Source organism: Klebsiella sp. GG_Kp146 (assembly GCF_040061975.1).
Lineage (GTDB): Bacteria > Pseudomonadota > Gammaproteobacteria > Enterobacterales > Enterobacteriaceae > Klebsiella > Klebsiella quasipneumoniae.
In genome coordinates, this window is record NZ_JBEAHA010000002.1 from 300,661 (window position 1) to 320,310 (window position 19,650).

A 19,650-nucleotide genomic window follows, 5' to 3' on the forward strand; every position below is an offset into this window, starting at 1 on the left:
TATCTGCCAGTAAAAATATTTAGCCGCATCAATTGATAACTTAAGCGCACAAACCGTTAATTATTATTTCACCTCGTCGCAGCCAATTATTTTATATGCTGTCACTCAGCAAAATATTATTTGGCAAATGAAAAACGGCGTACACAATCCGCCTTTCAGAGCCGGGTTAGACCAAATATTAAATAGTCCACCCCTCTTCGCCAAACCTGGCCGGCGTTGGCCACACCGCTTGTTTCCTGCCGATACCATTGCTCACACAATGATTGCTTTTGACATTATTTCAGGAGAATATCGCGATTGCAGTGATTCCCTTGAATATATCGACAGACAGAGAAGTGCCCTCAGTGAAAAAAGAATTATCATTCATCGCACTTGGCATTATTGCCGCCGCGCCGGCTTTCGCCAGCCAACAATCTACCAGCCAGGGCTTTATTGAAGACAGCCATCTGGATCTCTTTTTACGTAACGCGTATATCAAACGCGATTATCGCGATGGGCTGCCGGATAAAGCCGAATGGGGCCAGGGAATTATCGCCACCTTCGAATCCGGCTTTACCGAGGGACCGGTCGGCTTCGGCGTGGACGGCATCGCCCAGTACGCCGTGCGCCTCGACGGCGGCCGCGGCCGCAGCGGCGCGGGCGGGATCGACTTTTTCGCCCAGGATGACGACGGCCGGGCAAAATCCGACCTCGCGAAATTCGGCGCCACCGGCAAAATGCGCTTTTCGAATACCGTGCTCAGCTACGGCAGTCAGCGCCCGATGTTGCCTATTGTCTACGCCGACGACTCGCGCCTGCTCTACGAGAGCTATACCGGCACCATGCTGACCTCACGCGAAATCGACGGTCTGGAAATTAACGCCGGCTACCTGACCGATCAGCAGCGTAAAAGCGACGACAGCCATAACAGCGGTCTGAAAAGCCTGTCCTTCGGCGGCGCCAGCTACCGGTTCAACGACCAGCTCAGCGGCGCGCTGTACGCGTCGCATGTCGAAGATGTGCTGAACAAACAGTATCTCGGCCTGAACTATCAGCAGCCGTTCGCCGCCAACCAACAGCTGGTTCTCGACTTCAACGGCTATCACTCACGCCTGGATCAGCAATATGCCGATGCCAATGACACCGGACGCAGCAACAGCATCTGGAGCCTGGCCGCCAGCTACATCTGGGATATCCATACCTTTAAGGTCGCTTACCAGCAAAGCAGCGGCAGCACCGGCTACCACTACGGCGGCTACCAGAACCAGGGCGGCGTCGGCGATGGCGGGAACACCATCTGGCTGGCCAACTCCTACTGGTCTGATTTTAACGGGGAAGATGAACGCTCCTGGCAGGCATCGTATGGACTGGATTTTGCCGGGCTGGGGCTACCGGGGCTGACCTGGACCACCGCCTACGTGCGCGGGGATAACATTAAAACGTCAGAGACCAGCAACGGCAAAGAACATGAATGGTTTAACCAGGTTCAATACCAGGTGCAAAACGGGGCGGCGAAAGATTTGAAATTCAGGCTTCGCTATTCGGTACTGCGGGTTTCCAGCAACGCCAGCGACTATAACGTCAGCGGTAATGAAGTGCGGTTCTACGTCGAATATCCATTTAACGTGTTTTAAGCACGTGATGAACCCTCTCCTGCGGGTCGGCCCTCTCCCGGCCCGCAGGAGTAACCGTCCGGCGCCTTGATTAACCCCCTGTGCCGTGCGGTACCCTCTCCCCGGAAGGGAGAGGGTTGGGGTGACCTCGGGTTATTCGCCCTTCTTCGCCGCCTGGATGTACAGCATCTCCAGCGCGAGGGTCGCCGCCGCCAGGGCGGTGATTTCGGACTGATCGTAGGCCGGGGCGACCTCCACCACGTCCATCCCGACGATGTTCAGATCCTTCAGACCGCGCACCAGCTTGATCGCGCGGTCAGAGGTGAGCCCACCGATAACCGGGGTACCGGTTCCTGGCGCAAACGCCGGATCCAGGCAGTCGATATCAAAGGTCAGGTACACCGGCATATCGCCAACGATCTGCTTCACCTGGGCAATCACGTCATCGACGCTGCGGTCGTTAACCTGGCCCGCATCAAGCACGGTGAAACCGTTATCTTTATCGAATTCGGTGCGAATACCGATCTGTACGGAGTGGTTCGGATCGATGAGCCCTTCGTTCGGCGCGGTGTAGAACATGGTGCCGTGGTCGAACTCGCAGCCGTTGGCGTAAGTGTCGGTGTGGGCATCGAAGTGCACCAGCGCCATTTTACCGAAGTGCTTGGCGTGGGCGCGCAGCAGCGGCAGCGTAACGAAGTGGTCGCCGCCAAAGGAGAGCATGCGCTTGCCGGCCGCCAGCAGCTTCTCGGCGTGGGCCTGCAGCTTCTCGCTCATTTCGCGCGCGTCGCCGAAGGCGTACACCAGATCCCCGCAGTCAACCACGTTCAGGCGTTCGCGCATGTCGAAGTTCCACGGAAAACGGTTGTGCTCCCAGGCGAGATTGGTGGAAACCTGACGGATCGCCGCCGGGCCATGACGGCCGCCCGCGCGCCCGGAGGTCGCCATATCGAACGGGACGCCGGTGATCACCCAGTCAGCATCGCTGTCGTAGGGCATGAAATTCATCGGCAGACGCAGGAAGCCAAAGGCATTGGATACCAGGGAGTTATCGTATTGATGACCTAAAGTGCTCATGGATATGACCTCTTTTCACAGTCGTGGAACGTAAAAAATAAGTATAAAAAAACCCCTCCGCGTCGTTAGGCCCGACGAGGAAGGGTTTGATAGATAAATCGCTTATTGGCGTGAATTATCGCCGGTAATGCATACGGGTTCAAGTGAGTATCGCCTTCTGCCGGATGACGGCTTCGCCTTAGGCGGCCGACATACGCAGGCCCGGTAAGCGCAGCGCCACCGGGCATCAGCGGTTACTCGTCTTCCAGATAAGTGTACCCGTACAGACCCGCCTCGAACTCTTCGAGGAACTGCTGCTGCAGCGCGTCGTCGAGGCCGGTGTTTTTCACCTGATCGCGGAACTGGGTCAGCAGCGTGTTGGGATCCAGCTGCACGTACTGCAGCATATCCGCCACGGTATCGCCCTCGTCGGACAGCTCAACCTCAACGCTGCCGTCAGGGAAGACGAACACGTCTACCGCCTCGGTATCGCCGAACAGGTTGTGCATGTTGCCAAGGATTTCCTGATAGGCGCCGACCATAAAGAAGCCCAGCATCGGCGGGTTCTCCGGGTCATATTCCGGCATCGGCATGGTGGTGGCGATCCCGTCGCCGTCCACGTAGTGATCGATGGCGCCATCCGAGTCGCAGGTGATGTCCAGCAGCACCGCGCGGCGCTCCGGCGACTTGTTCAGCCCTTCCAGCGGCATCACCGGGAACAGCTGATCGATCCCCCACGCATCCGGCATCGACTGGAACAGCGAGAAGTTGACGTAGATTTTATCCGCCATGCGCTCCTGCAGCTCATCAATAATCGGGCGATGGGCGCGGTTGCTCGGGTCGAGTTGCTTCTGCACTTCATGACACATGTTCAGATACAGCTGTTCTGCCCAGGCGCGCTCCTGCAGGTTGAAAGTGCCGGAGGAGTAGCCGATATGGATATCGTGCAGGTCCATCTGGCTGTCGTGCAGCCATTCGCGCAGCGAGCGGCGATTGCCGGTTTCGTGCATCTCCAGCCAGGTTTCCCACATGCTCTGCAGCGGGCGCGCGGCGTCTTCCGCCGGCGGGGTCGCCTCGGTGTATTCGTTGCGCTCCACGCCGATGATGTTGGAAACCAGCACGGTGTGGTGCGCGGTCACCGCGCGGCCGGACTCGGTGATCACCGTCGGGTGCGGCAGGCCGTTCTCTTCGCAGGCGTCGCCGATGGCCCAGATGATATTGTTAGCGTATTCGTTCAGGCCGTAGTTCACCGAGCAGTCAGACTGCGAGCGGGTGCCTTCGTAATCCACGCCCAGGCCGCCGCCGACGTCGAAGCACTGGATATTGACGCCCAGCTTATGCAACTCGACGTAGAAACGCGCCGATTCACGCACGCCGGTGGCGATATCGCGAATGTTAGCCATTTGCGAGCCGAGGTGGAAGTGCAGCAGCTGCAGGCTGTCGAGGTGTCCTGCGGCACGCAGGATTTCCACCAGCTGCAGAACCTGGGTCGCCGCGAGGCCGAACTTGGACTTCTCGCCGCCGGAAGACTGCCATTTACCGGACCCCTGCGAGGCCAGACGCGCACGCACGCCAAGGCGCGGCACCACGTTCAGGCGCTCGGCCTCTTCCAGCACGATGGCGATCTCCGACATCTTCTCGATGACCAGATAGACCTTGTGGCCCATCTTCTCGCCCACCAGCGCCAGGCGGATGTATTCGCGGTCTTTATAGCCGTTACAGACGATGACGCTGCGGGTCATCCCGGCGTGCGCCAGCACGGCCATCAGTTCCGCTTTCGAACCGGCTTCCAGACCCAGCGGCTCGCCGGAATGGATCAGCGATTCGATGACGCGGCGATGCTGGTTCACCTTGATCGGGTAGACCAGGAAGTAATCGCCGTTATAGCCGTAGGATTCGCGCGCGCGCTTGAATGCGGCGTTGATTGAGCGCAGGCGGTGCTGCAGGATCTGCGGGAAGCAGAACAGCGCCGGCAAGCGTTGCCCTTGCGCTTCGCGCGCTTTGACTAATTCAGCCAGGTCAACGCGCGCTTCCGGGACGTCCGGATCCGGGCAAACGCTGATGTGGCCCAGTTCGTTGACGTCATAATAGTTATTGCCCCACCAGGCAATATTATAAGTACGCAGCATCTTGCTGGCTTCCTGGGAGCTCATCGCTACCTCCTGCATGGAACGTAGTACACCGTGTTCGCCTGCTGACGAAGGCGAAACCATAGACATGTCGTCAGACATAGCGAACCTCAATTTTTAATAATAAGTGTAAGACAGTTAACTACTATCGCAGTCCAAAGATGCGATAACAACCCATGAACAGTCCTAAAGCCCAGCACTATCTGCTGGTTTTGCGACTGCGCGACCGGTTTCTTATTCATATCATCGTAAAACACGTAGCCGAACAGAGTATGACAGTCCGGAGAAACCACGAGAAAACTCTTGCCAGGCAAGAGCGCCCTTGTTCAGTTTTCTGACGACCGACCGGCCCTGGAATCCTGAGAAGCGCCGAGATGGGGTGAACATCGGCTGGTTTGCATGAGAGAGATGCAGGTTGCGGAGTGCTGACGCGCGACAGAACGACGCGACGAATCAAGCGAAAAACGTTGGTTCATTATCTGGTATCACCTCCACACCGCCCTGGGTCAGGGTCGGCGACAAGCCAAAGCTATACATACCGGGCAACAGGCGCTATGCCGTTGCGAGATTCTGTAAATACAGACTGCTTAACCCGGCTGGAAGTGGCACCACGGGGAGATCCCCGTGCGCTTTTTTAATGAGCCGCGCGCGGCGTTTTATACCGAGAAGCGGGGTAAAAAGCAAAATAAAAATGTGCAGGTTTGCGCGGTTGTCAGGAAAATTTGCCAGGCGAGTTTTCCGATAAATGCGACCGCCATCAAAAAAGGCTGGAAATGGGCTTAAGATTTGACCTAAAATAGCCGTCCAGAAGTTAATCCGTCTATACTGATTAACACTCAGACTGCTCGTGTCGCTACCTGCGCGGCTTTGCGCTGATTATCCACCAAAGCCACATTACACAACAGTATGAGCTATCCGAATCGTCCACAGGTGAAATAAAATATGGCAAAACACCTTTTTACGTCTGAGTCCGTATCAGAAGGGCATCCTGACAAAATTGCTGACCAAATCTCTGATGCCGTGCTGGATGCGATCCTCGAGCAGGATCCGAAAGCGCGTGTCGCATGTGAAACCTATGTCAAAACTGGCATGGTGCTGGTAGGCGGCGAAATCACCACCAGCGCATGGGTTGACATCGAAGAGATCACCCGCAACACCGTCCGCGAAATTGGCTACGTGCATTCCGATATGGGCTTTGACGCCAACTCGTGTGCCGTACTGAGCGCCATTGGTAAACAGTCTCCGGACATCAACCAGGGCGTTGACCGTGCCGATCCGCTGGAACAGGGCGCAGGCGACCAGGGGCTGATGTTTGGCTACGCCACCAACGAAACCGACGTGCTGATGCCGGCGCCGGTGACCTACGCTCACCGTCTGGTGCAGCGCCAGGCTGAAGTACGTAAAAACGGCACCCTGCCGTGGCTGCGTCCGGATGCGAAAAGCCAGGTGACCTTCCAGTATGACGACGGCAAAATCGTCGGCATCGACGCGGTGGTGCTGTCCACGCAGCACGCGGAAGATATCGACCAGAAATCGCTGCAGGAAGCGGTGATGGAAGAGATCATCAAACCGATTCTGCCAACCGAATGGCTGAGCGCGTCCACTAAATTCTTCATCAACCCAACCGGCCGTTTCGTTATCGGCGGCCCGATGGGCGACTGCGGTCTGACCGGTCGTAAGATCATCGTCGATACCTACGGCGGCATGGCTCGTCACGGCGGCGGCGCCTTCTCCGGTAAGGATCCATCTAAAGTTGACCGTTCCGCAGCCTATGCGGCGCGCTATGTGGCGAAAAACATCGTTGCCGCAGGCCTGGCTGACCGTTGCGAAATTCAGGTTTCCTACGCCATCGGCGTTGCAGAGCCGACTTCCATCATGGTGGAAACCTTTGGTACAGAAAAAGTGCCTTCTGAACAGCTGACCCTGCTGGTGCGCGAGTTCTTCGACCTGCGTCCGTACGGCCTGATTCAGATGCTGGATCTGCTGCACCCGATCTACAAAGAAACCGCTGCCTACGGTCACTTTGGTCGCGAACATTTCCCATGGGAAAAAACCGACAAAGCGGCCCTGCTGCGTGAAGCGGCTGGTCTGAAATAATCTCCCCCGCTTCCACTCTTCAAGGCCAGCCTCGCGCTGGCCTTTTTATGTCCGTTACCCACCCTCCCATGCCCTGCTTCAGCGAACCGCGGCGATGCAATGAAAGCGATTACATCATGACAATGGTCGATTGCTGCCTGCAAGCGCCTTCTCATGCGCGCATTTTTCACAATGTTACATATTGTTTCGGTTAACTCTGATTACCGTTTTTAAAATTGTCGTCTATCCTTATTTATATTGCTGATTTAAAAAGCATTTAATGAATTACGTTTCTTTACCTTTGTGGAAACGATTACACAGCCGTGACTATAATCACGTTTTTTTACCGACGAGTGTCCTACGCTAACCATCGACAGAATCAATAACTCAACTGGAGGGCGTTATGCCTGACAACAAAAAACAAGGGCGTTCAAACAAGACCATGACGTTCTTCGTCTGTTTCCTCGCCGCGCTGGCTGGCCTGCTGTTCGGCCTTGATATCGGTGTTATTGCGGGTGCGTTACCCTTTATTGCCAATGAGTTCCAGATTTCCGCCCACACTCAGGAGTGGGTGGTCAGCTCCATGATGTTCGGCGCCGCCGTCGGTGCGGTCGGCAGCGGCTGGCTCTCCTTCAAACTGGGCCGTAAAAAGAGCCTGATGATCGGCGCCATCCTCTTCGTCGCCGGCTCTCTGTTCTCCGCCGCCGCGCCAAACGTCGAGATCCTGCTGGTTTCCCGCGTGCTGCTGGGCCTGGCGGTGGGCGTCGCCTCCTACACCGCGCCGCTGTATCTGTCGGAAATCGCTCCGGAGAAAATTCGCGGCAGTATGATTTCCATGTACCAGCTGATGATCACCATCGGTATTCTTGGCGCCTACCTCTCCGACACCGCTTTCAGCTACAGCGGCGCATGGCGCTGGATGCTCGGCGTAATCATTATTCCGGCGGTATTGCTGCTGATCGGCGTTATCTTTCTGCCGGACAGCCCGCGCTGGTTCGCCGCTAAACGTCGCTTTGTCGATGCCGAGCGCGTGCTGCTGCGCCTGCGCGATACCAGCGCCGAAGCGAAACGCGAACTCGACGAGATCCGCGAAAGCCTGAAGGTAAAACAGTCCGGCTGGTCGCTGTTTAAAGACAACAGCAACTTCCGCCGCGCGGTGTTTCTCGGCATTCTGCTGCAGGTGATGCAGCAGTTCACCGGGATGAACGTCATCATGTACTACGCGCCGAAGATCTTTGAGCTGGCGGGCTATGCCAACACCACCGAGCAGATGTGGGGGACGGTGATCGTCGGCCTGACTAACGTGCTGGCTACCTTTATCGCCATCGGTCTGGTCGACCGCTGGGGCCGTAAACCGACGCTGATCCTTGGCTTTATCGTCATGGCCGCGGGGATGGGCGTGCTGGGCAGCATGATGCACATCGGCATTCACTCCTCAACCGCCCAGTACATCGCCGTCCTGATGTTGCTGATGTTTATCGTCGGTTTCGCCATGAGCGCCGGCCCGCTGATTTGGGTACTGTGTTCCGAAATCCAGCCGCTGAAAGGCCGCGACTTCGGTATCACCTGCTCCACGGCGACCAACTGGATTGCCAACATGATTGTCGGGGCCACCTTCCTGACCATGCTCAATTCGCTGGGCAGCGCCAACACCTTCTGGGTGTACGGCGGTCTGAACGTGCTGTTTATCCTGCTGACGCTGTGGCTGATCCCGGAAACCAAAAACGTCTCGCTGGAACATATCGAACGCAACCTGATGCAGGGTCGTCCGCTGCGCGAGATCGGCGCCCGCGATTAACCCGCCTGAGCTTCCTCCCCTCACGGGAGGAAGCTTCCTCTTGCTCTCCCCCCTCCGCCGCACTATCCTCTGGCGCTATGAAAACACCCCGTATTCCCATCGCTATTCAGCAGGCCGTGATGCGCAGCCTGCGGGAGCATCTCGCCAAAGCGAACCTCAAGCTGGAACGCCGCTACGCGGAGCCGACGCTAGTCTACCAGCAGCGCGGTACCTCCGCCGGCACCGCCTGGCTGGAGAAAAACGAAATTCGTTTAAACCCGGTGCTGCTGCTGGAGAATCAGCAGGAGTTTATCGATGAAGTGGTGCCCCATGAGCTGGCGCACCTGCTGGTGTGGCAACACTTTGGCCGGGTAGCCCCGCATGGCAAAGAGTGGAAATGGATGATGGAGAGCGTCCTGGGCGTTCCCGCGCGTCGCACCCACCGTTTTGAACTTGATTCGGTCCGCCAGAATACCTTCCCCTACCGCTGCCGCTGCCAGCAGCATCAGCTCACCGTTCGTCGCCATAACCGGGTGGTGCGCGGCGAAGCCACTTACCGCTGCGTGCGCTGCGGCGATCTGCTGGTGGCTGAAAAATAACCATTGGAATTAATTAGAAACTTTCTGATCTGACTGATTGCATCCGGCACCCTCATTCGCTACGTTGCGGGCTCGTTTTGACACGGAGTGAACGATGTCCCGTATGCATGTTTTAGCCGTTGCAGTATTGTGCACGGCAGTGAGTGGCCCGCTTGCGGCCGCCGAAATTACCAGTTTTTCCCAGGCCAAGGCCGCTGGCGTCAAAGTAAACGCCGACGTTCCCGGCGACTTTTACTGCGGCTGTAAAATTGACTGGCAGGGTAAAAAAGGCGTTATCGATCTGGAATCTTGCGGCTATAAAGTGCGTAAAAATGAGAACCGCGCCAGCCGGGTTGAATGGGAACACGTGGTGCCGGCGTGGCAGTTCGGCCATCAGCGCCAGTGCTGGCAGGAGGGCGGACGTAAAAACTGCGCCAAAGATCCGGAGTACCGCAAGATGGAAAGCGACATGCACAATCTGCAGCCGGCGGTGGGAGAAGTGAATGGCGATCGCGGCAACTTTATGTACAGCCAGTGGAACGGCGGTGAAGGCCAGTACGGCCAGTGCACCATGAAGGTCGATTTTAAAGATAAAATCGCCGAGCCCCCTGCCCGCGCACGCGGCGCCATCGCCCGCACCTACTTCTATATGCGCGACCGCTACCAGCTGAATCTTTCCCGCCAGCAAACTCAGCTGTTTACCGCCTGGAATAAACAGTACCCGGTCACCGCCTGGGAGTGTGAACGCGATGAACGCATCGCGAAAGTACAGGGCAACCATAATCCGTATGTCCTGCAGGCTTGCCAGGCGCAAAAGAGCTAACCTACACTAGCGGCAATTGTTAATTTGCAGCCCTGTGCTTCCCGCCCAATGGCGGGAAGCTGGCATCTGCGCAAAGAACGGAATATCAAGCATGCGCATTCCTCGCATCCATCATCCAGAACGCCTCATTGTCGGCAGCCTGATCGCGTTGAGCGATGACGCGGCCAACCACGTCGGCCGCGTCCTGCGCATGACCGCTGGTCAGCACCTTCAGCTCTTCGACGGCAGTAACCAGGTGTTTGACGCCGTCATCACCGAGGCCGGTAAGAAAAACGTCGCGGTTGAAGTCCTCAGTGGCGAACCCGACGATCGGGAATCGCCGCTGCATATCCATTTAGGCCAGGTGATGTCCCGCGGCGAAAAAATGGAATTCACCATCCAGAAATCGATTGAACTCGGGGTAAGCCTCATAACGCCACTGTTTTCCGAGCGCTGCGGCGTTAAACTGGACGCTGAACGTTTGCAGAAAAAGATCCAGCAGTGGCAGAAAATCGCTATTGCCGCCTGCGAACAGAGCGGTCGTAACGTGGTACCGGAAATTCGTCCGGCGATGCAGCTGGAGGAGTGGTGCGCCGAGCAGGACAGCGGGCTGAAGCTCAACCTGCACCCGCGCGCCAGCGCCAGCATTAACACGCTGCCGCTGCCGGTTGAACGCGTCCGTCTGCTGATTGGCCCGGAAGGCGGGCTCTCGGCTGAAGAGATAGCGATGACCGCGAAATACCAGTTTACTGATATCCTGTTGGGACCGCGCGTTCTGCGTACAGAGACTACTGCGCTCACCGCCATCACCGCCCTGCAGGTGCGTTTTGGCGACTTAGGTTGAGGCGTTAACGGAGAAGAACCATGATCAAGCTCGGCATCGTGATGGATCCCATCGCAACCATCAACATCAAGAAAGACACCAGCTTCGCTATGTTGCTGGAGGCGCAGCGTCGCGGCTATGAACTCCATTATATGGAGATGAACGACCTCTATTTGATCAACGGCGAAGCCCGCGCCCGGACGCGCACGCTGAGCGTCGAACAGAACTACGACAAATGGTATGACTTCACCGGCGAACAGGACCTGCCGCTGGCGGATCTTGACGTCATTCTGATGCGTAAGGATCCGCCGTTTGATACCGAATTTATTTATGCGACCTATATTCTGGAGCGAGCGGAAGAGAAAGGCACGCTTATCGTCAACAAGCCGCAGAGCCTGCGCGACTGTAACGAGAAGCTATTCACCGCCTGGTTCTCCGAGCTGACCCCGGAAACGCTGGTCACCCGCAATAAAGCCCAGCTGAAAGCCTTCTGGGAAAAGCACGGCGATATCATCATGAAGCCGCTCGACGGCATGGGCGGCGCCTCTATTTTCCGCGTCAAAGCCGGCGATCCGAACCTTGGGGTTATCGCCGAGACGCTGACCGAGCTGGGCAGCCGCTACTGCATGGCGCAGAACTATCTGCCAGCCATTAAAGATGGCGACAAGCGCGTGCTGGTGGTGGATGGCGAGCCGGTGCCTTACTGCCTGGCGCGCATTCCGCAGGGCGGCGAGACCCGCGGCAATCTGGCCGCCGGCGGCCGCGGCGAAGCCCGCCCGCTAACCGAAAGCGACTGGGACATCGCCCGCCGCGTCGGCCCGACGCTGAAGGCCAAAGGTCTTATCTTCGTCGGCCTGGATATCATCGGCGACCGTCTGACGGAAATTAACGTCACCAGCCCCACCTGCGTACGTGAGATCGAAGCCGCCTTCCCGGATATTTCGATCACCGGCATGCTGATGGACGCTATTGAAAGACGTCTCGCCCGATAAGCACTACGGCGGACGAACGTCCGCTCAGGGCACAGCGAGCGCGGATCGCCGCGCTGGTGAAACCCTTCCAGCCAGGCGCCGCTCAGGCGCCTGCCAGATAAAGTGCATCGACACCATTCTACTTTGCCCGCATACTGGGTGTTGCTTTTTGAACCAGGAACAGAACCTCTGACAATGAATTTACAGCATCACTTTCTGATTGCCATGCCTGCGCTTCAGGACCCCATTTTCCGCCGCTCCGTGGTCTATATCTGCGAGTATAACGACGAGGGTGCCATGGGCATTATTATCAATAAGCCGCTGGAAAATCTGCAGGTGGAAGGGATCCTTGAGAAGCTCAAAATTGTCCCGGAGCCGCGTAATCCGGAGATCCGCCTGGATAAACCGGTGATGCTGGGCGGCCCGCTGGCGGAAGACCGCGGCTTTATTTTACATACCCCGCCCTCTGACTTTTCCTCAAGCATCCGTATCTCGGATAACACGGTGATCACCACCTCGCGGGATGTCCTCGAAACCTTAGGCACCGACCGGCAGCCGGGCAACGTGCTGGTTGCGCTGGGCTACTCCTCGTGGGAGAAAGGGCAGCTGGAGCAGGAGATTTTAGATAATGCCTGGCTCACCGCCCCGGCGGACCAGAATATTCTTTTCCGTACGCCCATCGCCGATCGCTGGCGCGAGGCGGCTAAACTGATTGGCATCGACATCGTGACGATGCCAGGCGTCGCGGGGCATGCATGATGAGCGGAACCTTTCTCGGCTTTGATTTCGGGACGAAAAGCATCGGTGTGGCGGTGGGGCAACGCATCACCGCCACCGCCCGGCCACTGCCGGCGCTGAAGGCGCAGGACGGCAAACCGGACTGGAATATCATCGAAAAACTGCTTAAGGAGTGGCAGCCTGAGGCGGTGATCGTCGGCCTGCCGCTGAATATGGACGGCACCGAGCAACCGCTGACGGCGCGCGCACGTAATTTCGCCAATAAAATTCATGGCCGCTTTGGCGTCGCGATCCTTCTCCACGATGAACGTCTGAGTACGGTTGAGGCCCGGGCGGGCCTGTTCGAACACGGCGGCTATCGGGCGCTAAATAAAGGCAGCGTCGATTCGGCCTCTGCGGTGGTCATTCTGGAAAGCTACTTCGAGCAGAGCTTTTAAGCTCTGTCTTCTGCGCCGCCGGCGAACCGCTAACGGCGCAGATCCTCCCGCCTAGTGGCGCAGATGTTCGTTAGCCCAGCTCACCGCCTGGGTGCGATTCTTAACGCTCAGCTTACGGAACACGTTATACAGGTGCGTCCGCACCGTGTTCTCGCTGATAAACAGCGCGCGGGCAATATCCAGGTTGGTCGCGCCGCAGCGCAGTTCGTTGAGGATCTCGCATTCTCGTTCGGTCAGCGGCGAGTTTTCAACCGGCGCCGATGTATGGTCCGCAGCGTACATCGCCGGGTGCATCACGCTCAATTCAGCCGTCTGTTCGCCGTTCAGCACGGCCTTGACGCCCTCAATTAAGCGCGATTCATCATCGTCATGGCGGAACACGCCATATAAAGCCGGCCACTGCGCCATTTCGTATAACTCATACTTTTGCGCGCTGTTGATAATCAGCAAGCGGGGATTATCTGACTGCAGCCGAATAATATCTCGCCACACCCCGTTTAATTTCTTATTTGAAACAGCGATATCAAATAATATTACAGAGTCTTTCGCCAGTCGCTGCGCCAGCGGTTTATTAATATTTTGTAAAACTACCGGTGCCATCAGGGTTTCGCTGAGATAGCTGGCAAAGGCTTTACTCTGGATTGACGGGTGGGTAATAAATGTAACCTGACGAGAAGATGATGAATTTCCATTTAAATTAATCACTTAAAACTCTCCTTAGCTGCTATCCACCGTCATGGTGGTTAAATGAATAAAAAAATATACAATCAGTCATGAATTTATAAAAAGCCTTAGCAATTTACAAATTGAAACGTTATTCCATGAGAATCATCCTATTCCCGTAAACAGCATAAATCGAATACCGCAAAGCTGTCAAAAGGTAATCAAACTTTTTTCCTGGAAATGCGTATTCACTGTCGAAATATCTCAGCTGAATGTCTTATTTGAATTTATTCAGAAAGATTATTTGTATTATCAAATAATATCCAGAAACAGCATTTAAACATTCAGTTAACACATCATTTTAACCACCCAACCCGCTTCACGCCCCCCTTACAGCTGGCCTGTGGCCACACGTTGCTGAAAACTCTGGGTAAATGTCAGCATTCCGGCCTGCATCCCGGTCTGCATTACACCGGGCAGCTGGTGCACTTTTCCTTCGCGGATCAAATTCGCCACCGCCGGCGTATTGACCAGAAGCTCGTATAGCGCAACTCTGCCGCCCTGACGTGCGGGTAATAATTTTTGCGCCAGCACCGCGCACAGGCTTCCGGCCAGCTGACTCCGAACCTGATCTTTCTCCTCTGCCGGAAAGACATCGATCAATCTCTCCACCGCCGGCGCCGCGCCGCGGGTGTGTAATGTCGCCATCACCAGATGCCCGGTTTCCGCAGCCGTCAACGCCAGACGGATGGTTTCGCTGTCGCGTAACTCCCCAAGCAGGATCACATCCGGATCCTGGCGCAGCGCCACCCGAAGCGCCGCGGAGAACGAAGGACAGTGACGGCCAATCTCCCGCTGCTGGATCAGGCAGCGCTCGCTGTGATGAATAAACTCCACCGGATCCTCCAGCGTCAGAATATGGCCATCAAGATGCTGGTTGAGATGCCCGACCATCGCCGCCAGGGTAGTCGACTTGCCGCTGCCCGTCGCCCCGGTGACCAGCAGCAAGCCACTCTCTTCCGCCAGCAGCTCGCTTAGCGCAGGCGGCGCGCCCAGCGTCTCCAGACGCGGGCACTGGACGGGCAGCAGGCGCAGCACCAGCGATATTCCGCGCGTATGGGCGAAAGCGCTGGCGCGTAGCCGCGAACCGCAGGCCAGAGTCAGCGCAAAGTCAATCTGGCCGTGCTCCTGCCAGTGCTGGAACTGTGCGGCATCGAGCCAGTCGTTGAGTAAATCCGCGATATCCGGCGCGGGAAAGGGAGCGGACTCCAGCTTGCCCTGCCGCCGCCAGCGCGGTGCGGCGGAATTGCACAGGTGTAGATCGGAGACATTATGCTTTACACTAAGGGCTACGATTTCTTCCAGCTTCATAACTCATCCTCGGAATATGAACGATATTGCGCATAACCTGGCACAGGTCCGGGACAAAATCTCCGGTGCCGCCGCCCGTTGCGGGCGTGCGCCAGAAGAAGTGACATTGCTTGCAGTGAGTAAAACGAAACCTGCGAGCGCGATCGAAGAAGCCATCGCGGCAGGCCAGCGGGCATTTGGTGAAAACTACGTCCAGGAGGGCGTGGAGAAGATTAACCATTTCCAGCAGGCAGGCGTCAGCGGTCTGCAGTGGCACTTTATTGGCCCCCTGCAGTCCAACAAAAGCCGGCTGGTGGCCGAACATTTTGACTGGTGCCACACCGTCGATCGGTTGAAAATCGCCACCCGCCTGAACGAGCAGCGCCCGGCGCATTTGCCGCCGCTGAAGGTACTGATTCAAATCAACATTAGCGATGAGCAGAGTAAATCCGGCATCCCGCTGGAAGCGCTCGATGCCTTAGCGGCGGAGATCGCTGAGTTACCTCATCTGGAGCTGCGCGGCCTGATGGCGATCCCCGCGCCTGAGTCAGAATATGTAAGGCAGTTTGCCGTCGCCCAGCAAATGGCGGTAGCATTTGCGCGGTTAAAAACGCGGTACCCCACGGTCGATACGTTGTCTCTGGGAATGTCGGACGATATGGAAGCCGCTATCGCGGCGGGAAGCACAATGGTGCGCATCGGCACGGCCATTTTTGGTGCGCGCGACTACAGCAAATAATAAGGAATCTGAGGAACGCCATGAAGACGTTGACTTTCCTGCTTTCAACGGTCATTGAGCTTTACACGATGGTCGTGTTGTTACGCGTCTGGATGCAGTGGGCGCGCTGCGACTTTTACAACCCGTTTTCGCAGTTTGTGGTAAAGGCCACGCAGCCGATTGTCGGGCCGCTGCGCCGGATTATCCCGGCAATGGGGCCGATTGACAGCGCCTCGCTGCTGGTGGCTTTCATCCTCTGCGTCATCAAAGCGATCGTACTGTTTATGGTGATCACCTTCCAGCCGATCATCTGGATCTCCGCCCTGCTTATTCTGCTGAAAACCATCGGCTCGCTGATCTTCTGGGTGCTCCTGCTGATGGCGATCATGAGCTGGGTCAGCCAGGGACGCAGCCCGGTGGAGTATGTGCTGATGCAGCTGGCGGACCCGCTGCTGCGCCCTATCCGCAACCTGCTGCCGTCGATGGGCGGTATCGATTTCTCGCCGATGGTGCTGGTGCTGCTGCTGTACGTGATCAATATGGGTATCGCCGAGGTGCTGCAGGCCACCGGTAACGTACTGCTGCCGGGGCTGTGGATGGCGCTATGAGTGCCGTTGAAAGCTGCGCTGACGGGCTGGTGCTGAGGCTGTATATTCAGCCGAAGGCCAGCCGCGACAGCATCGTGGGCGTGCATGGCGACGAGCTCAAAGTCGCCATTACCGCCCCGCCCGTTGATGGCCAGGCCAATGCCCATCTGGTGAAATTTCTCGCCAAACAGTTCCGCGTCGCCAAAAGCCAGGTACTGATTGAAAAAGGCGAGCTGGGCCGCCATAAGCAAGTTAAAATCATCGCCCCACAACAGATCCCGACTGCGGTCGCGGCGCTAACTGAATAAACAGGATTCATCATGCAAAAAGTCGTCCTCGCTACCGGCAACGCCGGTAAAGTGCGCGAACTGGCCTCGCTGCTGGAAGATTTTGGTCTCGATATCGTCGCTCAGACCGAGCTGGGCGTCGAGTCTGCGGAAGAGACCGGCCTGACCTTCATTGAAAACGCGATTCTGAAGGCGCGTCATGCGGCGCAGATCACCGGCCTGCCGGCTATCGCCGACGATTCCGGTCTGGCCGTCGATGCCCTGGGCGGCGCGCCGGGCATCTACTCCGCCCGCTATGCCGGCGTCGACGCCAGCGACCAGCAGAACCTTGAGAAACTGCTCGATGCCCTGCAGGACGTGCCGGACGACCAGCGCCAGGCGCAATTCCACTGCGTACTGGTCTATCTGCGCCATGCCGAGGATCCCACGCCGCTGGTGTGCCACGGCAGCTGGCCTGGGGTGATCGCCCGGAAAGCCGCGGGTCAGGGCGGTTTCGGCTACGACCCGATCTTCTTCGTCCCGTCAGAAGGAAAAACCGCGGCCGAACTGAGCCGTGAAGAAAAGAGCGCTATTTCCCATCGCGGGCAGGCGCTGAAATTGTTACTGGAAGCATTACGTAATGGCTAATTTGCCGCCGCTGAGTCTCTATATCCATATTCCCTGGTGCGTGCAGAAATGCCCGTACTGCGACTTTAATTCGCATGCGCTGAAAGGCGAAGTGCCGCACGATGACTACGTCCAGCATCTGCTGAACGATCTGCGGGCCGATGCGCAGTATGCCCAGGGACGGGAAATAGGCACCATTTTTATCGGCGGCGGTACGCCGAGCCTGCTGTCCGGCCCGGCCATGCAAACCCTGCTCGATGGCGTCCGCGCCTGCCTGCCGCTGGCCGCCGGGGCGGAAATCACCATGGAAGCCAACCCGGGCACCGTGGAGGCCGATCGCTTCGTTGATTACCAGCGCGCCGGGGTGAATCGCATCTCCATCGGCGTACAAAGCTTTAGCGAACCGAAGCTGCAGCGGCTGGGGCGGATCCACGGCCCGGAAGAGGCCAAACGCGCGGCACGCCTCGCCAGCGGCCTGGGCCTGCGCAGTTTCAATCTCGACCTGATGCACGGTTTGCCGGACCAGTCTCTGGAGGAGGCGCTGGACGATCTGCGTCAGGCCATTGCTCTCAACCCGCCGCATCTCTCGTGGTACCAGCTGACCATTGAGCCGAACACCTTGTTCGGCTCCCGGCCGCCGGTGCTGCCGGATGACGACGCGCTATGGGATATTTTCGAGCAGGGGCATCAGCTGCTGAGCGCCGCCGGCTACCAGCAGTACGAGACTTCCGCTTACGCCAAACCGGGCTATCAGTGTCAGCATAATCTCAACTACTGGCGCTTTGGCGACTACCTTGGCATCGGCTGCGGCGCGCACGGCAAGATAACCTTCCCGGACGGGCGCATTCTGCGTACCGCCAAAACCCGCCACCCGCGCGGCTATATGGAAGGCCGCTACCTCGAACGTCAGCATGATGTGGAAGAGGCGGATAAACCGTTTGAGTTCTTTATGAACCGTTTTCGCCTGCTGGAGGCCGCGCCGCGCGCGGAATTCCGCCGTTATACCGGTCTTGATGAAGCGGCGATTCGTCCGCAGCTGGACGCGGCGATAGCTCAGGGCTATCTGCAGGAAGACGAGCAGAACTGGCAGATCACCGAGCATGGAAAGCTGTTTTTAAATTCTCTTCTCGAACTATTCCTTAGCGAATAAATATCGTTATCCCATTCCCGCCAGGCAGAGTGCGGGAATGGGAATAACTCGATTCCTCCGCCATATATACCCTATTATATCCGACTCATTCTTATTAAATATTCCACCCTTAAATTAATTTGCATTAATTAATACAAGCCAAATATCAATCCAGCAATAAGATCGGTTATTTCCTTACCTCATTGCCAGAAAGTGTGAGTCAGGTAGCTTAAAGATGTACGACAACAAAGATAATATGTCATACAGAAATAAAGCATGATGCTAAAGATATTGACCAATTATCCCAAGTGCATGGAGCCAACTCATGAAAAAATACCCTTTTTCTCGTTCTCTGGTAGGTATAGCTTTACTGGCCCTACTCTCCGCAGGGGCCGTCGCGGCTGAAAAAGTCACGTTAAAACTGGCACATAACCTTGAGCGCAGCCATGTGGTGCATCAGGCGCTGGAGGAGATGTCCAGAGAGGTAAACCAGCTTTCTGACGGCAAGATGAAGATTCGTATTTACCCCAGTAGTCAGATGGGCAGCGCGCGCGAGACCATGGAGTTATTACAAAATGGCGCGCTGGATATGACCAAAGGTTCCGCCAGCGATCTGGAGTCTTTCGATAATATTTACGCCATTTATAATTTACCCTTCCTGTTTAACGACCAGAATCACTTCAATAAAGTCGTCTTCGGCGAGGTGGGCAAGGAAATAATGAACTCGACGAAAGAGAAAGGATTCTTTGCCCTTTCCGCTTATGTCGCCGGGACGCGAAGCTTTTATGCCAAAAAGCCCATTACTAAACCGGAAGATTTAAAAGGACTGAAGATCCGCGTCCAGGCCAGTCCGACAACGTTAAAAATGGTCGAATTAATGGGCGGTTCCCCGACCCCCATCTCCTTTGGTGAAGTTTATACCGCCATGCAGCAGGGGGTGGTGGACGGCGCGGAAAATAACGTTCCCTCCTGGGTGCAGACGCGCCATATCGAAATCGCGAAAGTATTCTCTGAAGATGAGCACGCCTCCATCCCTGACTTCCTCGTTATCTCCAGCAAAACCTGGGACAAACTGACGCCGGATCAGCAGCACATTCTGATCAAAGCGGCGAAAGCCTCAGAGATTTATCAGCAACAGCTGTGGCGGAAGATCGATACCGATACCCGCTCGCAGGCCAAAGCCCTGGGCGGAGAAATAGTCAAAGTAGATAAAGCGCCGTTCCGCGCCGCCGTGCAGCCGCTATACGATGACTTTAAAAAAGATCCCAGCCAGGCCGCCCTGCTGGCCAAATTTGAAGCTGCCGCGGAATAACCTTTAACGGGCCGGCCGCTGG

At 56.7% G+C, this 19,650-nt stretch carries 21 protein-coding genes; 16 read left to right on the top strand and 5 right to left on the bottom strand.

Annotation, left to right across the window (positions count from 1 at the left end; genetic code table 11):
- Positions 1–344: 344 nt before the first annotated feature.
- Entirely contained in the window at positions 345–1,613 is a 1,269-nt protein-coding gene (locus ABLU95_RS03780) for an OprD family outer membrane porin (protein WP_023290988.1), read from the top strand.
- A 132-nt stretch (positions 1,614–1,745) separates the two neighbouring features.
- Here the strand turns inward: ABLU95_RS03780 and speB are convergent, their stop codons facing one another.
- The 3 genes from speB to yqgB form a co-directional block, all read right to left on the bottom strand.
- Entirely contained in the window at positions 1,746–2,666 is a 921-nt protein-coding gene (gene speB, locus ABLU95_RS03785; protein ID WP_004205166.1) for an agmatinase, read from the bottom strand.
- 233 nt (positions 2,667–2,899) lie between these two features.
- A complete protein-coding gene (gene speA, locus ABLU95_RS03790) occupies positions 2,900–4,876 on the bottom strand; it encodes a biosynthetic arginine decarboxylase (protein ID WP_004205167.1) in 1,977 nt (658 codons plus the stop codon).
- 8 nt (positions 4,877–4,884) lie between these two features.
- Complete coding sequence (gene yqgB / locus ABLU95_RS03795) at positions 4,885–5,016, bottom strand: acid stress response protein YqgB (RefSeq protein WP_002916578.1); 132 nt, start codon at positions 5,014–5,016, stop codon at positions 4,885–4,887.
- 382 nt (positions 5,017–5,398) lie between these two features.
- Here yqgB and ABLU95_RS03800 point away from each other — a divergent pair, with 382 nt between their 5' ends.
- The 9 genes from ABLU95_RS03800 (at position 5,399) to ruvX (ending at position 12,976) form a co-directional block, all read left to right on the top strand.
- The gene (locus ABLU95_RS03800) at positions 5,399–5,557 is read left to right on the top strand and encodes a hypothetical protein (protein WP_032428987.1); all 159 of its coding nucleotides are present in this window, start codon (positions 5,399–5,401) and stop codon (positions 5,555–5,557) included.
- 159 nt (positions 5,558–5,716) lie between these two features.
- Positions 5,717–6,871 (top strand): methionine adenosyltransferase, encoded by a 1,155-nt coding sequence (gene metK / locus ABLU95_RS03805; RefSeq protein WP_004205170.1) that lies wholly within the window; start codon positions 5,717–5,719, stop codon positions 6,869–6,871.
- A 382-nt stretch (positions 6,872–7,253) separates the two neighbouring features.
- The gene (locus tag ABLU95_RS03810; protein WP_004205171.1) at positions 7,254–8,648 is read left to right on the top strand and encodes a sugar porter family MFS transporter; all 1,395 of its coding nucleotides are present in this window, start codon (positions 7,254–7,256) and stop codon (positions 8,646–8,648) included.
- A 77-nt stretch (positions 8,649–8,725) separates the two neighbouring features.
- Positions 8,726–9,226 carry a SprT family zinc-dependent metalloprotease gene (locus ABLU95_RS03815; RefSeq protein ID WP_032428989.1) on the top strand — a complete coding sequence of 167 codons (501 nt, stop codon included), beginning with the start codon at positions 8,726–8,728 and terminating at the stop codon, positions 9,224–9,226.
- 94 nt (positions 9,227–9,320) lie between these two features.
- Positions 9,321–10,028, top strand: coding sequence for a deoxyribonuclease I (endA, locus tag ABLU95_RS03820; protein ID WP_032454045.1), 708 nt, complete (start codon positions 9,321–9,323; stop codon positions 10,026–10,028).
- A 91-nt stretch (positions 10,029–10,119) separates the two neighbouring features.
- Positions 10,120–10,851 (top strand): 16S rRNA (uracil(1498)-N(3))-methyltransferase, encoded by a 732-nt coding sequence (rsmE, locus tag ABLU95_RS03825; protein WP_023290991.1) that lies wholly within the window; start codon positions 10,120–10,122, stop codon positions 10,849–10,851.
- Positions 10,852–10,871: 20 nt separating this feature from the next.
- Positions 10,872–11,822: a glutathione synthase gene (gene gshB, locus ABLU95_RS03830; RefSeq protein ID WP_004205176.1), complete on the top strand. Its 951-nt coding sequence runs from the start codon at positions 10,872–10,874 to the stop codon at positions 11,820–11,822.
- Positions 11,823–11,996: 174 nt separating this feature from the next.
- Positions 11,997–12,560 (top strand): YqgE/AlgH family protein, encoded by a 564-nt coding sequence (locus ABLU95_RS03835; RefSeq protein WP_002916603.1) that lies wholly within the window; start codon positions 11,997–11,999, stop codon positions 12,558–12,560.
- Entirely contained in the window at positions 12,560–12,976 is a 417-nt protein-coding gene (gene ruvX, locus ABLU95_RS03840; RefSeq protein ID WP_004205178.1) for a Holliday junction resolvase RuvX, read from the top strand. Before ABLU95_RS03835 ends, ruvX begins: the two co-directional genes overlap by 1 nt.
- 51 nt (positions 12,977–13,027) lie before the next feature.
- Here ruvX and ABLU95_RS03845 read toward each other — a convergent pair whose 3' ends face one another.
- The gene (locus ABLU95_RS03845; protein ID WP_032454048.1) at positions 13,028–13,681 is read right to left on the bottom strand and encodes a LuxR C-terminal-related transcriptional regulator; all 654 of its coding nucleotides are present in this window, start codon (positions 13,679–13,681) and stop codon (positions 13,028–13,030) included.
- 348 nt (positions 13,682–14,029) lie between these two features.
- Positions 14,030–15,010 carry a type IV pilus twitching motility protein PilT gene (locus tag ABLU95_RS03850; RefSeq protein ID WP_023290994.1) on the bottom strand — a complete coding sequence of 327 codons (981 nt, stop codon included), beginning with the start codon at positions 15,008–15,010 and terminating at the stop codon, positions 14,030–14,032.
- A gap of 16 nt (positions 15,011–15,026) precedes the next feature.
- Between ABLU95_RS03850 and ABLU95_RS03855 the strand changes: the two genes are divergently transcribed.
- From ABLU95_RS03855 to ABLU95_RS03880, 6 genes are all read left to right on the top strand, one after another.
- The gene (locus ABLU95_RS03855) at positions 15,027–15,728 is read left to right on the top strand and encodes a YggS family pyridoxal phosphate-dependent enzyme (protein ID WP_004205181.1); all 702 of its coding nucleotides are present in this window, start codon (positions 15,027–15,029) and stop codon (positions 15,726–15,728) included.
- Positions 15,729–15,748: 20 nt separating this feature from the next.
- A complete protein-coding gene (locus ABLU95_RS03860) occupies positions 15,749–16,315 on the top strand; it encodes a YggT family protein (RefSeq protein ID WP_002916613.1) in 567 nt (188 codons plus the stop codon).
- A complete protein-coding gene (gene yggU / locus ABLU95_RS03865) occupies positions 16,312–16,602 on the top strand; it encodes a DUF167 family protein YggU (RefSeq protein WP_004205183.1) in 291 nt (96 codons plus the stop codon). Before ABLU95_RS03860 ends, yggU begins: the two co-directional genes overlap by 4 nt.
- Before the next feature lie 12 nt (positions 16,603–16,614).
- Entirely contained in the window at positions 16,615–17,208 is a 594-nt protein-coding gene (locus ABLU95_RS03870) for an XTP/dITP diphosphatase (protein ID WP_023290995.1), read from the top strand.
- Positions 17,201–18,337, top strand: coding sequence for a radical SAM family heme chaperone HemW (gene hemW / locus ABLU95_RS03875; protein WP_023319135.1), 1,137 nt, complete (start codon positions 17,201–17,203; stop codon positions 18,335–18,337). The genes ABLU95_RS03870 and hemW overlap by 8 nt, the downstream gene beginning before the upstream one ends.
- 304 nt (positions 18,338–18,641) lie before the next feature.
- On the top strand, positions 18,642–19,628 hold the full coding sequence (locus ABLU95_RS03880) for a TRAP transporter substrate-binding protein (protein ID WP_348878839.1): 987 nt from the start codon (positions 18,642–18,644) through the stop codon (positions 19,626–19,628).
- The last annotated feature ends 22 nt before the right edge of the window (positions 19,629–19,650 follow it).

Excerpts from the sequence above, each read along its gene's own strand:
- ABLU95_RS03880 (WP_348878839.1), top strand. The coding sequence starts at position 18,642 with ATGAAAAAATACCCTTTTTCTCGTTCTCTGGTAGGTATAGCTTTACTG.
- ABLU95_RS03835 (WP_002916603.1), top strand. The coding sequence starts at position 11,997 with ATGAATTTACAGCATCACTTTCTGATTGCCATGCCTGCGCTTCAGGAC.
- ABLU95_RS03810 (WP_004205171.1), top strand. The coding sequence starts at position 7,254 with ATGCCTGACAACAAAAAACAAGGGCGTTCAAACAAGACCATGACGTTC.
- gshB (WP_004205176.1), top strand. The coding sequence starts at position 10,872 with ATGATCAAGCTCGGCATCGTGATGGATCCCATCGCAACCATCAACATC.
- ABLU95_RS03855 (WP_004205181.1), top strand. The coding sequence starts at position 15,027 with ATGAACGATATTGCGCATAACCTGGCACAGGTCCGGGACAAAATCTCC.
- rsmE (WP_023290991.1), top strand. The coding sequence starts at position 10,120 with ATGCGCATTCCTCGCATCCATCATCCAGAACGCCTCATTGTCGGCAGC.
- ABLU95_RS03815 (WP_032428989.1), top strand. The coding sequence starts at position 8,726 with ATGAAAACACCCCGTATTCCCATCGCTATTCAGCAGGCCGTGATGCGC.
- yqgB (WP_002916578.1), bottom strand. The coding sequence starts at position 5,016 with ATGAATAAGAAACCGGTCGCGCAGTCGCAAAACCAGCAGATAGTGCTG.
- ABLU95_RS03860 (WP_002916613.1), top strand. The coding sequence starts at position 15,749 with ATGAAGACGTTGACTTTCCTGCTTTCAACGGTCATTGAGCTTTACACG.
- ABLU95_RS03870 (WP_023290995.1), top strand. The coding sequence starts at position 16,615 with ATGCAAAAAGTCGTCCTCGCTACCGGCAACGCCGGTAAAGTGCGCGAA.
- metK (WP_004205170.1), top strand. The coding sequence starts at position 5,717 with ATGGCAAAACACCTTTTTACGTCTGAGTCCGTATCAGAAGGGCATCCT.
- hemW (WP_023319135.1), top strand. The coding sequence starts at position 17,201 with ATGGCTAATTTGCCGCCGCTGAGTCTCTATATCCATATTCCCTGGTGC.
- ABLU95_RS03850 (WP_023290994.1), bottom strand. The coding sequence starts at position 15,010 with ATGAAGCTGGAAGAAATCGTAGCCCTTAGTGTAAAGCATAATGTCTCC.
- yggU (WP_004205183.1), top strand. The coding sequence starts at position 16,312 with ATGAGTGCCGTTGAAAGCTGCGCTGACGGGCTGGTGCTGAGGCTGTAT.
- speA (WP_004205167.1), bottom strand. The coding sequence starts at position 4,876 with ATGTCTGACGACATGTCTATGGTTTCGCCTTCGTCAGCAGGCGAACAC.
- endA (WP_032454045.1), top strand. The coding sequence starts at position 9,321 with ATGTCCCGTATGCATGTTTTAGCCGTTGCAGTATTGTGCACGGCAGTG.
- speB (WP_004205166.1), bottom strand. The coding sequence starts at position 2,666 with ATGAGCACTTTAGGTCATCAATACGATAACTCCCTGGTATCCAATGCC.
- ruvX (WP_004205178.1), top strand. The coding sequence starts at position 12,560 with ATGAGCGGAACCTTTCTCGGCTTTGATTTCGGGACGAAAAGCATCGGT.